The organism is Arthrobacter echini, assembly GCF_004803505.1.
GTDB lineage: Bacteria > Actinomycetota > Actinomycetes > Actinomycetales > Micrococcaceae > Arthrobacter_D > Arthrobacter_D echini.
The window spans coordinates 1-11,871 of sequence record NZ_SSWH01000004.1 but is presented as its reverse complement, the minus strand read 5'-3'; the positions used below and the strand labels follow the sequence as shown (position 1 = coordinate 11,871).

16 protein-coding genes and 1 riboswitch are annotated in these 11,871 nt (G+C 65.0%); of the genes, 7 read left to right on the top strand and 9 right to left on the bottom strand.

What is annotated here, in order from left to right:
- Positions 1-73: 73 nt before the first annotated feature.
- The 5 genes from E8P82_RS05635 to E8P82_RS05615 form a co-directional block, all read right to left on the bottom strand.
- Positions 74-895 carry a C40 family peptidase gene (locus tag E8P82_RS05635; protein WP_246020996.1) on the bottom strand — a complete coding sequence of 274 codons (822 nt, stop codon included), beginning with the start codon at positions 893-895 and terminating at the stop codon, positions 74-76.
- Positions 896-898: 3 nt separating this feature from the next.
- A riboswitch (cyclic di-AMP (ydaO/yuaA leader) is annotated at positions 899-1,074 on the bottom strand.
- 168 nt (positions 1,075-1,242) lie between these two features.
- The gene (mutM, locus tag E8P82_RS05630) at positions 1,243-2,205 is read right to left on the bottom strand and encodes a bifunctional DNA-formamidopyrimidine glycosylase/DNA-(apurinic or apyrimidinic site) lyase (protein WP_136453536.1); all 963 of its coding nucleotides are present in this window, start codon (positions 2,203-2,205) and stop codon (positions 1,243-1,245) included.
- Positions 2,206-2,925 carry a ribonuclease III gene (gene rnc / locus E8P82_RS05625; RefSeq protein WP_136453535.1) on the bottom strand — a complete coding sequence of 240 codons (720 nt, stop codon included), beginning with the start codon at positions 2,923-2,925 and terminating at the stop codon, positions 2,206-2,208.
- A 74-nt stretch (positions 2,926-2,999) separates the two neighbouring features.
- Entirely contained in the window at positions 3,000-3,203 is a 204-nt protein-coding gene (rpmF, locus tag E8P82_RS05620) for a 50S ribosomal protein L32 (RefSeq protein WP_043445822.1), read from the bottom strand.
- Positions 3,204-3,205: 2 nt separating this feature from the next.
- Positions 3,206-3,730, bottom strand: coding sequence for a YceD family protein (locus E8P82_RS05615; protein ID WP_425456000.1), 525 nt, complete (start codon positions 3,728-3,730; stop codon positions 3,206-3,208).
- A gap of 157 nt (positions 3,731-3,887) precedes the next feature.
- On the opposite strand from E8P82_RS05615, the gene E8P82_RS05610 reads away from it, so the two are divergent.
- The 4 genes from E8P82_RS05610 to E8P82_RS05595 all read left to right on the top strand — a co-directional run bounded on the left by E8P82_RS05610 (position 3,888) and on the right by E8P82_RS05595 (position 6,270).
- Positions 3,888-4,484 carry a YdcF family protein gene (locus E8P82_RS05610; RefSeq protein WP_136453533.1) on the top strand — a complete coding sequence of 199 codons (597 nt, stop codon included), beginning with the start codon at positions 3,888-3,890 and terminating at the stop codon, positions 4,482-4,484.
- Between the two features lie 83 nt (positions 4,485-4,567).
- A complete protein-coding gene (locus E8P82_RS05605; RefSeq protein WP_136453532.1) occupies positions 4,568-5,365 on the top strand; it encodes an alpha/beta hydrolase in 798 nt (265 codons plus the stop codon).
- Between the two features lie 121 nt (positions 5,366-5,486).
- Positions 5,487-5,870, top strand: coding sequence for a VOC family protein (locus tag E8P82_RS05600; RefSeq protein ID WP_136453531.1), 384 nt, complete (start codon positions 5,487-5,489; stop codon positions 5,868-5,870).
- Positions 5,871-6,036: 166 nt separating this feature from the next.
- Positions 6,037-6,270, top strand: a complete 234-nt coding sequence (locus E8P82_RS05595) for a PLDc N-terminal domain-containing protein (protein WP_211096803.1) — start codon at positions 6,037-6,039, stop codon at positions 6,268-6,270.
- Between the two features lie 4 nt (positions 6,271-6,274).
- Here the strand turns inward: E8P82_RS05595 and E8P82_RS05590 are convergent, their stop codons facing one another.
- From E8P82_RS05590 to E8P82_RS05575, 4 genes are all read right to left on the bottom strand, one after another.
- Complete coding sequence (locus E8P82_RS05590; protein ID WP_136453530.1) at positions 6,275-6,928, bottom strand: hypothetical protein; 654 nt, start codon at positions 6,926-6,928, stop codon at positions 6,275-6,277.
- 151 nt (positions 6,929-7,079) lie between these two features.
- On the bottom strand, positions 7,080-7,397 hold the full coding sequence (locus tag E8P82_RS05585) for a hypothetical protein (RefSeq protein WP_136453529.1): 318 nt from the start codon (positions 7,395-7,397) through the stop codon (positions 7,080-7,082).
- The gene (locus E8P82_RS05580; RefSeq protein ID WP_168796496.1) at positions 7,397-7,864 is read right to left on the bottom strand and encodes a cupredoxin domain-containing protein; all 468 of its coding nucleotides are present in this window, start codon (positions 7,862-7,864) and stop codon (positions 7,397-7,399) included. The genes E8P82_RS05585 and E8P82_RS05580 overlap by 1 nt, the downstream gene beginning before the upstream one ends.
- Positions 7,865-8,048: 184 nt before the next feature.
- A complete protein-coding gene (locus E8P82_RS05575) occupies positions 8,049-8,552 on the bottom strand; it encodes a type II toxin-antitoxin system VapC family toxin (protein WP_211096802.1) in 504 nt (167 codons plus the stop codon).
- Between the two features lie 580 nt (positions 8,553-9,132).
- On the opposite strand from E8P82_RS05575, the gene E8P82_RS05565 reads away from it, so the two are divergent.
- From E8P82_RS05565 to E8P82_RS05555, 3 genes are all read left to right on the top strand, one after another.
- Positions 9,133-9,717: a GNAT family N-acetyltransferase gene (locus E8P82_RS05565; protein ID WP_136453527.1), complete on the top strand. Its 585-nt coding sequence runs from the start codon at positions 9,133-9,135 to the stop codon at positions 9,715-9,717.
- 352 nt (positions 9,718-10,069) lie between these two features.
- Positions 10,070-10,906: an alpha/beta fold hydrolase gene (locus tag E8P82_RS05560; RefSeq protein WP_136453526.1), complete on the top strand. Its 837-nt coding sequence runs from the start codon at positions 10,070-10,072 to the stop codon at positions 10,904-10,906.
- A gap of 37 nt (positions 10,907-10,943) precedes the next feature.
- Positions 10,944-11,471, top strand: a complete 528-nt coding sequence (locus E8P82_RS05555) for an MOSC domain-containing protein (protein ID WP_425455999.1) — start codon at positions 10,944-10,946, stop codon at positions 11,469-11,471.
- Positions 11,472-11,871: the final 400 nt, after the last annotated feature.

Below are 11,871 nucleotides of genomic sequence, written 5' to 3'. Positions count from 1 at the left end.
CGGGATGAAGATCATCCCGTCCTTCGTCGTAGCTCACTGGTTCGTCAGCGTGGGGGCCGGGAACCTGCACCGTCTAGCGGGTGTAGTAGCCGTCCACCGACATGGCGTTGACCGAGTGGACCTGCGTGCCGGAACCCGGGTTCAGTGCGCTGATCATCTGGCCGTTGCCGAGGTAGATGCCGACGTGGCTGCCACCGTTCTGGCTCACGAGGTCACCCGGCTGCGGGTTCGAGGTGGGCGTCAGCGCGGCGAACTGGCTCCAGGTGGTGCGCGGCAGGTTGATGCCGTTCTGCGCGTAGACCCACTGCACGAAGCCCGAGCAGTCCCAGGCACCGAATGCGGTCCCGCCGTAGGAGTAGCCCGCGCCCTCACCCTGCATCGCCGTTCCGACGATACCGGTTGCCGGTGCGCTCTGGCGGACACTGAGCGATGCCGAGGTCTGCAGGCTGTATCCGGACTGGGCGGCGGCCGCAGGGGCTGCAGCCGGAGCGGCTACCGGTGCTGCGACAGGAGCCTGGGTGTAGGTGGCCGCGGGTGCGGGCGTGTACGCGGGTGCGGGCGTGTACGCGGGTGCCGCGACTGCGGGGGCGTACGTGGCTGGCGCCGGTGCACCCAACTGGTCGGCGTTCCACTGGTTGGTGGTGTAGGTGCGCGTCCCTGTCTCGTCCCACTCGGTGACGGTGTAGACGCCTCCGGTCGCTGATGCCGGAGCGATCTCACCGGCCGCGTTGGCGGGAAGTGCTGCACCGAGCATCAGGCCCGAAGCTGCTGCGACCACAGCAGCAGGCTTGCCTGCCACCGAGGCGCTCATGGTGACGGCACGCGATGCCGTGACGAAGGGGCTGACACGCGTCGGAACTGCACGGTGGCGCGCTGAAGAGATGTTCTTGGACAAGTTGATGCCTTTCCCTGTGCCTGCGGAGTTAGCTGTCGGATTCGGATGGGACATCCGGACACGCAGTGCATCCACCAGCGCCAGGGCCGGTGATGACGTGTCTTTACCCCTAGGACTCCTGAAGGAGCCCATCTGATGGTTCCCCCGCCCCTGTCGAATGTGTAGAGCGAACGGTCCGTTCCTCATCGACAGGGTTGAGCAGAATGAGGACGGGCTCTCATCCATTGTGGATCGAGCGCGAGATAAACGGTACTGGGTGGAAAGCCGATTGTCACGTTAAGGTCACGAAGCTGTTGATATCGCCCCCTCATCCCTCCCCCGCACTGCTTCTGACGGCTTCGGAGAGATCAGAGGCGCGCGTTCCGTGGCCTCGGCTGGCACCACGGGCACAGGAAGGAGGATCTGCCCATGAAGGACTCGCGCCTCAGGAGAGTGTGTCGCCCCGCGGCAGCGCATCGACGGCACGGTTGTCCTGCGCGCCCGTAGGCCTCGAGCTCGCGGGCGAAGTAGCCGGAGGACCCGTTCACATTGACATACAGGGAGTCGAAGCTCGTTCCGCCGGCGGCCAGGGCTCGGGACATGACCGAGGTGACAGCGTCGAGGATACGCTCGGTGTCCGGGCGCCGCATGGTGTCGGTGGGACGCGCATAGTGCATTCGTGCTGCCCAGAGGGCCTCGTCGGCGTAGATGTTCCCGATCCCGGAGATCAGGCCCTGATCCAGGAGCGCACGCTTGAAGCCGGTCCGGCGGGCGCGCAGACGTACATGGAAATCCTCGCCGGAGAAGGCTGGGTCGAGCGGATCACGGGCAATATGGCCGGCCTGATGGGGAATCAGGGGCAGGAGTCCGTCGCCGAGCCCACCCGGCTGACCGTCCGGTGTCGGCTCCAGCTCGGCGACGAACATCCCGCCGAAGATCCGCTGGTCCACGAAGCGCAGTTCGGTGGGGAGATTCACGCCGTCCTCGTCCGTGGCCGCGGAGAGCTGCAGCCGGACCCTGAGGTGTTTCTCGGGGGGTGCCTCGGGTTCCTCGATCAGCAGCTGACCGCTCATTCCCAGGTGTGCCATGAGGGCCACCCGGGGCAGGGGCTCCGGGTGGCCCGATTCCTCGAGGATCATCCACAGGAACTTCCCGCGGCGTACGACATCCCGCACGCGGGATCCGGCGACAGTGCCCATGAAGTCCTCGACGCCGGCCACGTGGCGTCGCAGCGATCGGGCGTCGAGGACCCGCACGGACTCGATGGTGCGTCCGGTCACCCAGCGGGCGAGCCCTCGCCGCACCACCTCCACCTCGGGAAGCTCCGGCACTCAGTCGCCGACCACGTGCGGATCGGCGGGAGCCGGGGCGGCGCCCTCGGTCAGTATCTTCCAGGACTGCGCCGCGGCAGCCTGCTCGGCGTCCTTCTTCGAGGGGCCGCTCCCGGAGCCGTACTCCACGGCGCCGATCAGCAGGCGTGCCGTGAAGGTCCGGGCATGGTCGGGACCGGCGCCCTCGACGCGGTAGTCGATCAGTCCCAACCGGCGTGCTGCCGCAGCCTCCTGGATCCGGGTCTTCCAGTCGGTCCCCTCGCCCAACACGGCTGCATCACGCAGCAGCGGGCTGATGAGTCGCATCACCATGGCACGCGCAGTCTCGACGCCGTGACTCAGGTACGCCGCTCCGATCACGGCCTCCATCGTGTCGGCGAGAATCGATGCCTTGTCGCGTCCGTTGGTGAGCTTCTCCCCCTGCCCGAGCAGGACATGACTCCCGAGGTCCAGCGTGCGCGCAACGCCGGCCAGCGCCTTCGTGCTGACGACGGCGGAGCGCCGCTTGGCGAGCTCCCCCTCCGAGAGCGCCGGATTGTCACGGTAGAGGGCATCCGTCACGGCCAGGCCGAGGACCGAGTCGCCGAGGAACTCCAGGCGCTCGTTGGTGGGGATGCCCCCTTTCTCGTAGGCGTACGACCGGTGTGTGAGGGCAAGACGAAGCGTCTCGGAGTCGATGTCGACTCCGAGACGCTTCAAGAGTTCTTCGGGATTCTTCACGATCACATCAGCTGACGCTGCATCCGACGAGTACCCTCAGCTGCAGAGCGCAGCCGCAGTGCGGGTGGTCCGAATCAGACGTCGGCTACCTTACGGCCCTTGTACTCGAGGAACAGGGGCGTTCCCGCCGAGTCGGTGACGACCTTCGCCTGGTGCGCGAGGCTGTAGGTGACGCGGCCGTTCTCGAGGGTCTTGACCAGTTTCGGCGCTGTTGCCTTCCACTGGGACCGGCGTGCGCGGGTATTCGCGCGGGACATTTTCCGCTTCGGGACAGCCACGGCTAACTCTCTTCTCTCTCGTCTGACTCTGACTTGTTCGCCGCGTCGTTCTCAGCGGCGGTGCCCGTCAACCCGGCGAGGGCTGACCAGCGAGGATCTAGAACTTCATGATGGTGATCGGGATCATCGTTGAGCTGTTCTCCGCACTCGGAGCACAGGCCCTTGCAATCCTCCCGGCACACCGGCTGGAACGGCAGCGATGTCACTACCGCATCCCGCAGGACGGGTTCCAGGTCGATGGCATCGTCCTCCACCGTGTACTGCTCCTCGTCGTCTTCCACCGGCAGCGACTCGGAGTCGCTGTAGAAGAAGAGTTCCTGGAGGTCCACATCACGCTCGAAGTGCAGCGGCTCCAGGCACCGCCCGCACTCACCGGTAACCTCGAGGTGGGCTGTCCCCGACACCAGGATGCCTTCGTGGACCGATTCGAAGCGCAGGTCCAGTTCCATGTCGGAACCCTCCTGAACACCGACCAGTGCCACTCCGAAGTCCTTGGGTGCCGGTACATGTTCCTCGATTGTCCGCATACTTCCCGGACTGCGTCCGAGGTCCCTGACATTGAATGTCAGAGGCGAACTGAGATCGCTTCTAATGGTGACTCCTGTAGAACATATGACCGACGAACCATTCTAGCCCGTCAAGAGGGACAGCCCCAAAATCTGGTACCCGGTCTAGGCTCGCCCTGTGACACCCGATCCCGTCGTCGTACCCGAGGAACCGAGGCCGAGCGCCAGGCGCAGCGCTCGGCGTCTGGCGCTCGGTATCGCCCTGAGTGCATGTATCGGCTGGCTCGTTCTTGCCTTCCAGCTCTTCCACAGCCCGCCCGACCCTCCGCTCGGCTCGGCCGATGCCGTCGTCGTTCTCGCGGGAGCCGCGAGTGAACGCCTGCCGGTCGCGGAGGAACTCATCGACCGCGGCATCGCCCGTGAGCTCGCGCTCTCGTCCACCGGCCTGCCCGGGAATGCCGCTACCGACGAAGTCTGCAGGGTCGCTTCCCCTGAGGTGACCTGCTTCAGCCCCGACCCACTCACCACCCGGGGTGAGGCGCGCGCGATCGCCGCCCTTGCTCGCGAGCAGGGCTGGGACACCGTGATCGTCGTGACGTCCACCTATCACGTAACCCGGGCTTCGGTGAATATCTCCCAGTGCTCCCGGGCCTCCGTGACCATGGCCTCGTCGCAGCCCGACCTCGGTCCCGTCCAATGGCTCGGCAGATTCGTCGAGGAGAGCGTAGCGCTGGCCGCCTCCTTCGCCCGTCCGGCATGTGCTCAGCCCGTCTGAGGTGACCCGGCCCGATATTGTTCTCCGACTCGTCGCGGAGTAACGTCGGCCGGGCATCCGCGGTCCTGCGATCGGAGAACCCCATGACGACACCCCGAACCGACCTCGTCTACAGTGCCGAGCATCAGCTCCCACTTGACGTCTACCTCCCGGAATCGCCCAACGGCGGCTGTGTCGTCGACCTCCACGGTGGTGGTTTCTTCCAGGGCGACAAAGCCAAGGACGCCGACCTCGGCGCCATCTTCGCCGAGAGTGGTTTCGTCACCGTCATACCGAACTATCGGCTGGCGCCCGATGCCGGCTTCCCGGCGCCCATTGAGGACGTCTCCGCCGCCATCGACTGGGTGATCGCGCGTAATCTCGGATCCGATGTCGCGATCGACGGCGATCGCCTCGCCGTCTTCGGCTCCTCAGCCGGAGGCAATCTCGCCATCGAGATGGGCCTGCGCAGGGCACTACCGGCGGTCTCGTGGTCGGGGATCATCGAGATCGACACGTGGTTGGCGGAGCACCCGGACGTCGTCGCCCGCAAGAGCGAGGGCATTTCCGGGAACGATACGTCGTCGTCCGAGATCGACCAGTCGGGCGAGGACGAGCCGTTCTACAAGTGGTTCCTGCTCAACTACCTCGGTGACGACCCGGATGCAGCCCGCGCGGCGTCGCCGCTGAGGCGGGTGGAAGAAGGCGCCGGCCCCATGCTGCTGATCAATTCGCTGCGCGAGTTCGTCCCGGTCAATGGGATCCTCGCCCTGCAGTCCGAACTCGCGAAGCACGGGGGCGAGGCCACGGCGCGGACCATCGCGGGCAGTCGGCATGCGAAGGGTTACCGCGACGACGCCCTGGACGACACACTCGCTTTCCTGCAGCGCGTCATCGGCTGATGATGCGCTCCGCGGTGCGGCAGTGCTTCAAGGACGTGCAGAACGGCTGTACGACCAGCACTCCTTCGGGGCGAAGATTCCGCTACATGACCCCAGGGTCACGAGTGAAAGGCGCGGGACAGTGACGGATCAGCAGGGTGTAGGTCTTGGCTCGGTGGGCAATGTCTTCCTGTTCGTGCGGCAGTTCGACGACGCTGTGGACTGGTACGAACGATTCGTGGGCCGCCCGCCGGAGCAACGCGAGAAGCAGCTCGCCGTGTGGCAGCTCGACGGCGTTCGCCTCACGGTCCACTCGGAGGACGAATACAACGTCCAGGCCGCGGACACCGCCGGAACCGTCGCCTACTTCGGGATCGACGACGTCGACGCCGCGCTCGCGTACTGCGAGAAGCTCGGCGCTACTGCACATCGGGGACCCAAGACGATCTTCAGTGGTGAGCGCCTGCTCCAGGTCCGCGATCCCTTCGGCAACCTCTTCGGTCTCGTCACTCCCCCGCAGGACTGAGCGTCGATCGGATACCCGGCACCTTCACCCCGGAGGGCCGTGGTATCCGTTCCGGACGAACCCCGCAGTAACCATCAGCCTTCAAGCAGTCGGCCATTTCCCTGATGTACAGTCTGCGATCAGGACGTCCGGCCGATGAAGCGGACCGCAGCGAAGGGGAAAGGTCATGAGGCTGACCAGCGGAGTCATGATCTTCGGTCTTGTCCTGGCCATCGGGGCGCTCATTCTCTTCGTCGTCGCCCTCGTAGGAATAGCCCGCTCCCAGCGGCTGTCCGGCACGGCTCGAGCAGTGTGGGTGCTGATCATTCTCGCCTTCCCGCTTCTTGGTCCCTTTTTCTGGTTCTTCATCGGCCAGCCGGGTGACGTCCCCGGTTCCGGGACGGCGCAGCGACGCGAGTGATCTATTAGCGTCCGGCGGCATTCAGTACCGCACCTGGTGACTGGCCCTTCTCGCCATACCGAAGCGTGGCGGCAACAGCGAGAACCGCCACACCCACGAAGACAGGCCAGAACTCGACCGTGATGTCCGGCGTCGGCGCAATACCCAGCGGACTCGGCGGGAAGGACTCGGTCACCGTCGGAGGTACCTCACCCTCGCTTCTCCAACTGGTGTAGCGGAGAGTTTCCTGGGACGCGATCGATCCCGCTATCGAGAATGCCACCTGCCACACGATGCCGCCTACCATGATCGCGACACCGGCGACCGTCACCGCGCGACTGACGGCCGGCCGGAATACTCCTGTGCGATCGGGGGATGACGCCAGGTGAAGGACGGCAAGACCGATGAGGACGGCAGTCGTTCCCCGGGTCAGATGGCCCACCGCGAGCCAGAACTTCACGCCGTTGCCGAGGCCGGAGACGAGCACCTCTGCATGTGTGAATCCGCCCTCGACCACTTCAGCTGTGGGCCCTTCGGAGACGGTGATCTGCTCGGGGATCTGCGGCCAGAAGGACACCACAGGAAGCTCGATCTGCTGCGGTCGGTCCAGGAGTACCACGGAGACGATGATGACCAGGGTTACCAGGGTCGCGCCGACGATGTGGATGAAACTGAGCACCCGCGCTACGCCGAAAATCCTCGGCCGATCGATCCCTGGCTCCACACGTTGCATGTGCTCCCCCGTACCCCGGAACTGAATCCGGCTCGTCGATCCCGCCACCATAGCGAACGAGGACACGCCGCTGCAGGGAACGCACCAACGTTTGCGCTCAGCTCGCGGAGGTGCCGCGCTGAAGCCGGTAGGCGACGACGGCGAGGATCAGGGCGAGTCCTTCGACGACGGCGGTGATGACCTTCGTGGTGTACCAGACGGGCTCGTACATGGATGGGATCGGACCGATCGACGGAATCTGCAGGTACCGGTAAGCCAGCACCGCCGCGAGGGATGCGAACGCCACCAGTCCCGCCATCAGGAAGGCTCTGCTGCTACCTCTGACGAGGACGTACAGTGCCGAGAGGATGGCGATCACGCCCTGGATGCGGAACACGGTTCCACCGCCGATACCGTCAGGAGCTCTCGTCGACATCACCCGATGACCAGCGTCCCGGACATCTGGGGGTGGTACGTGCACACCACGGCGTAGTCGCCGGGCTCATCGGGGGCGGTGAAGGTCACGGTCTCTCCTGCACCCACCTCGACGTCGAAGTCGCCTTCACCGTCAGCGGTGACTGTATGGGGCGCATCGTCCTCGTTGGTGACGGTCACTTCGGCGCCGGGGGCGATGGATTCGGGCATCTGATACTCGAAATCCGCAATCGTGATGATCGCCTCCTCGGCTGGGGCGGCGTCGGATGATGCGGGGGCCTCACTTGCGGAGGGACCCTCGGTCGTCGGCATGGCCGGAGCTGACGTCATGGGCGCTGCCGCGGCCGAGCTCGGCATCACGCCCTCGGGCGGATCGGTGGTGTTGGTTTCCTCCGGGGTGCAGGCGGTGGACCCCATGACCAGAGCGGCGAGGACGACGGCGGACAAAGCGTGCTTTGCAGTTTTCACGATGTTCTCCAGAGATGGACGGTGTATTGGTGTGCTGACCTCGACCCATCCGACGTCTCGACGGATCGGATCGAAGTCACGGACGCTGCGAGCGATGTGAAGAAAATCGCCTGCGCCGCACATATGGTATTCGTCACGCGACAGCCGCAAGACGAGTGCAACCTCGGACTATGTTCGGAAATCCCTACGACCACCGTCGGTCCGACACGCCGGCCGTCGAGTTCTCGACGTCGGTTCTACAAGGCCCTGACGTGGAATACGCAGCATCTCCGCGTAGCAGATCTCGGGAGTCGCGTCCTGGCAGCAGTGCCTGGGTGTCAGGCCAACAGCTCGATCCTGCGTTCGACGCCGGGCGCTCGGCCAAGCGGACGTCTGTCGTCAGCAGGACGGGTGCAGCAGTTGCTTCGGCCAGCGCGACGTAGGTGGCGTCATAGCCGCTCAGATTGTGGCGCAGTGCCCACATCCGCGATCTGAGCCAGTCGCCAGGAAATCTTGTGATCCTGAGACTGCTGAAGCCCTCCATGGCGATGGAGCCCTCCTCCCCGGTGAGCATGCTCGGTCGGACAAGACCGCGCAACGCATGCATGACCTCGTTGTCGATCAGATGGGGCGCCGCGAGTTCCTCGTCGCCCAGAAGGCCGGGATCGAGTCCACCGGCAAGCAGTTCGACGACGACGCCGGCATCCACGACTCTCGATCTCCACGACCGCCATCGAGTACGGACAAAATCGTCGTACGATCTGCCCGCCCCTGAACCTTCTCCTGAGTGCGACGAATCACCGCGCTGTTGTGCCTCGCGATCTGCGGCACCCGAGCCAGGTGTTCGAGTTTACGGAGCATGTACTTGGTGAGCGAGAACCCCTCGGTCCGCGCAGCTTCTGCGAGGGCTTCGTACACGTCATCGGGCACGTCTCGAATCCGCATCACCTTTGCCATGCGCTCAAGCTAGCTCTATTCGGTGCATGTTGCACTCGAGATTTCGTTCGACCGTGTACAGAACAGGGTCCGCAAATCGAGCTGCCCTGCATCAGTGGTGGTAATGGATCCGCCCGGGGCAGCACCAGCCCCGGGCGGCCGCACACTCAGCGAAGCTGGCGGCAGCGACGGGCGATGACCCGCGTGTCACAGCGGCCCCACTGTGCAGCAGTGACGAAGAGGCTCGTCCACGGCCGGAGCGGCGCGACCAGGAAGTATGCGACGCCGCAGCACGCTGAGGGCTCAGCGTATGCACGTGAGCGAGTCGGCGGTGCCGGTTGCAGAATGGGGTGATGGACCCGATCACCTCCGTCACCACCACGCGACTCGCCCTGACGCCACTCTCACCGGGTGACCTCGCCAACGTGTTCGAGATCTTCAGCGACCCGAGGACCTGGGCGCATCTACCTTCCGGCCGCCACCGACGCCAAGAACAATCCGAAGCCTTGATCGCCGCCGGGCAGAGAAGTTGGGACGAATCGGGGGCTGGACCATGGGCCGTCAGGGTGGGAGAGGCCGGAGGTCCGGGTGGCCTGCCGCCGGGAGCATTCATCGGGATCGGCGGAGTGACCCTGACCGGCTCAGGGCTCTGGAACCTCGGCTACCGTCTGACGCCGGCCACTTGGGGCCATGGCTTTGCTACGGAGCTGGCCGCGGCGGCGCTATCGGCGGCGGCGACGGCGGATCCCACCGCGCCGGTCATGGCTCGCGTGCTCTCCAACAACCCGGCCTCGTCTGCTGTCGCGGAGCGCGCGGGCCTGACGCTGCGCTGGGAAGGACCGGCGAGGGACGCTGTCGCAGCCGATGTCTGCCGAAGGATCTATGCGGACCGGGCATTCACCGGCGCGCAGATCGAATGGCTCATAGCCCGCGCGTAACTCGTCTCGCCGCGAGGCCCAACAGCACGTCGTCGTCCTGCTTCGAGGCGGCAAGAGCACGCACCTTGAGCTTGGCATCGCGATCGGTCGACGCAAGTGGACAATTCTGCATGCGCCGGAGGACATCAATCACCGGTCCCGAGACGACAGGTAGCTTCTACCACCTGCCTGAACTGGAGAAGTGCTAGGGAACTCTTGACGACGTCGTCGCAATGATCGTCGATAGAAAAGTGGAAATTGTCGCTGGCTGACGCAAGTCGTACCGCAGCGACCGCCAGAATCCATCTGCGGGTGCGGAACTGGGACGAGCAAGCCCTGTCGGCGGCACCAGCTTTGACGTAGGTTCGGACTCATGGATGCTCAGCAGCTCATGGTGACAGCCCCGGACCAAGCCCAGCTCGCCGTGACCCGCTGGCCAGCGCCGGGACCTGTGATCGTCTTCCTGCACGCTGGTGTGGCCGATCGGCGGTCCTGGACCTTGGTTGCGGACACGCTTCGGGGTGAGAGTCTCGATCTCCTCGCATACGACAGACGAGGCTACGGCGACACCCCGGCCGCCGCACCGTCGTCATCATTCACGCATGTCGACGACCTGATTCACATTCTCGATGATCTCGATCTGCAGAAGGTTCTCCTCGTCGGGAACTCGATGGGCGGTGCAGTCGCCATCGATACAGCACTGCTGCATCCTGATCGCGTCAGCGGCCTGGTGCTCCTCGGCGCTGGAGTATCCGGCATGACCGACGACGACACCGCGTTCGACTGGGAACCGGACGACGCCTCTGCGCCACTGCTGGCACGTGCAGACGACGCCGAGGCGACAGCCGATGACAGGATCAGAGCGCTCGCCCACCTGTGGCTGGACGGTCCGGAAGCGCCGGAAGGCCGGGTCTCCGGTAGTGCCCGCGACCTTTTCGTGGAGATGAATCGAAGAATTCTTGCGGTCGGAGCTCCCGACTCCGCCGGGGATGCCGGCGTTGATGCATGGACCCGACTCGACGAGGTGAGCGTGCCCGTCCTGTGTACCTGGGGTGAGCTGGATCTGCCCTGCGACATACCGTTCTACGAAGAGACCGCGCGCCGGATAGGCCAGGAACCAGGACGGGTCCTGCCCGCGGTGGCACACCTGCCTGGCCTCGAACAGCCTGCACTCATCGCAGAGCTCGTCCGGAACGCTGCCCGCCCTTGACTACGACTCGATGACGGCGGCGATACGCGGATCGGTCATGTCAGTCAGCATGAGCGCCTCTCACGACTTCACCAAGGAACCCGTCGCGTCGATCCTGCTCGTCGAGGGATCAGGCGTGCAGGGTGACGCTCACGCAGGAGCAACCGTGCAACATCTCTCCCGGGTCAGAGCGGACCCCTCTCAGCCCAACCTCCGTCAGGTACATCTCATCCAGGCAGAGCTGTTCGATGATCTCGCGCACCGAGGGTTCCGGGTGAGCCCAGGCGATCTCGGTGAGAACATCACCACCCGAGGTATCGATCTCCTCGGCCTACCTGTCGGCGCCCTCCTACGCGTTGGTCCGGACGCATTGGTCGAGGTGACCGGGCTCCGCAATCCCTGCTGGCAGATCGACCACTTCCAAGCCGGACTCCTCAAGGCTGTGTTGCCGCGGGATGACGCAGGCAACGTGATCCGTAGAGCAGGCGTCATGGGCGTCGTCGTTCGCGGGGGCGCCGTTTCACCCGACGACGCCGTGGACGTCGACCTGCCGATCGGCCGGCATCGGAGGTTGGAACGCGTATAACTCCGACGTGGTCGTAACAGACACCGTGCGCCCGCACGGACGGTTGGATCAGGACCGTTCGCAGAAGTTTCGAAACCGGGTGTTCGGCCGCTATAGAACGGTAACGATTCAGGTCCTCGTCGACTGGAAGTAGGGCTTAGCCTCGATCTTTCATGAGGCGGGGTTCTTTCGGTGATCGGGGCTTACTGGCTGCCTGATGGTGTTGATGTTGGCATGTGGGTGTGACGATTTCTGCCGCTGACCGTGGCGGTGATCGGTGATGGTTCCACGTCCATCACGGTGCAGCTGCTCGTCTTTCTGTGTCGGGGTGGTCGGCGGTCGTTGATCCTATGGCGGGGCGAGGGCGTTGAGCCGCTGGAGGGCTGTGAGGAGTAGCGGTGTTTCGGGGGCTGTCGCGGCG

Excerpts from the sequence above, each read along its gene's own strand:
- E8P82_RS05615 (WP_425456000.1), bottom strand. The coding sequence starts at position 3,730 with ATGCGGACAATCGAGGAACATGTACCGGCACCCAAGGACTTCGGAGTG.
- E8P82_RS05605 (WP_136453532.1), top strand. The coding sequence starts at position 4,568 with ATGACGACACCCCGAACCGACCTCGTCTACAGTGCCGAGCATCAGCTC.
- E8P82_RS05595 (WP_211096803.1), top strand. The coding sequence starts at position 6,037 with ATGAGGCTGACCAGCGGAGTCATGATCTTCGGTCTTGTCCTGGCCATC.
- E8P82_RS05585 (WP_136453529.1), bottom strand. The coding sequence starts at position 7,397 with ATGTCGACGAGAGCTCCTGACGGTATCGGCGGTGGAACCGTGTTCCGC.
- E8P82_RS05565 (WP_136453527.1), top strand. The coding sequence starts at position 9,133 with ATGGACCCGATCACCTCCGTCACCACCACGCGACTCGCCCTGACGCCA.
- E8P82_RS05560 (WP_136453526.1), top strand. The coding sequence starts at position 10,070 with ATGGATGCTCAGCAGCTCATGGTGACAGCCCCGGACCAAGCCCAGCTC.
- E8P82_RS05555 (WP_425455999.1), top strand. The coding sequence starts at position 10,944 with ATGTCAGTCAGCATGAGCGCCTCTCACGACTTCACCAAGGAACCCGTC.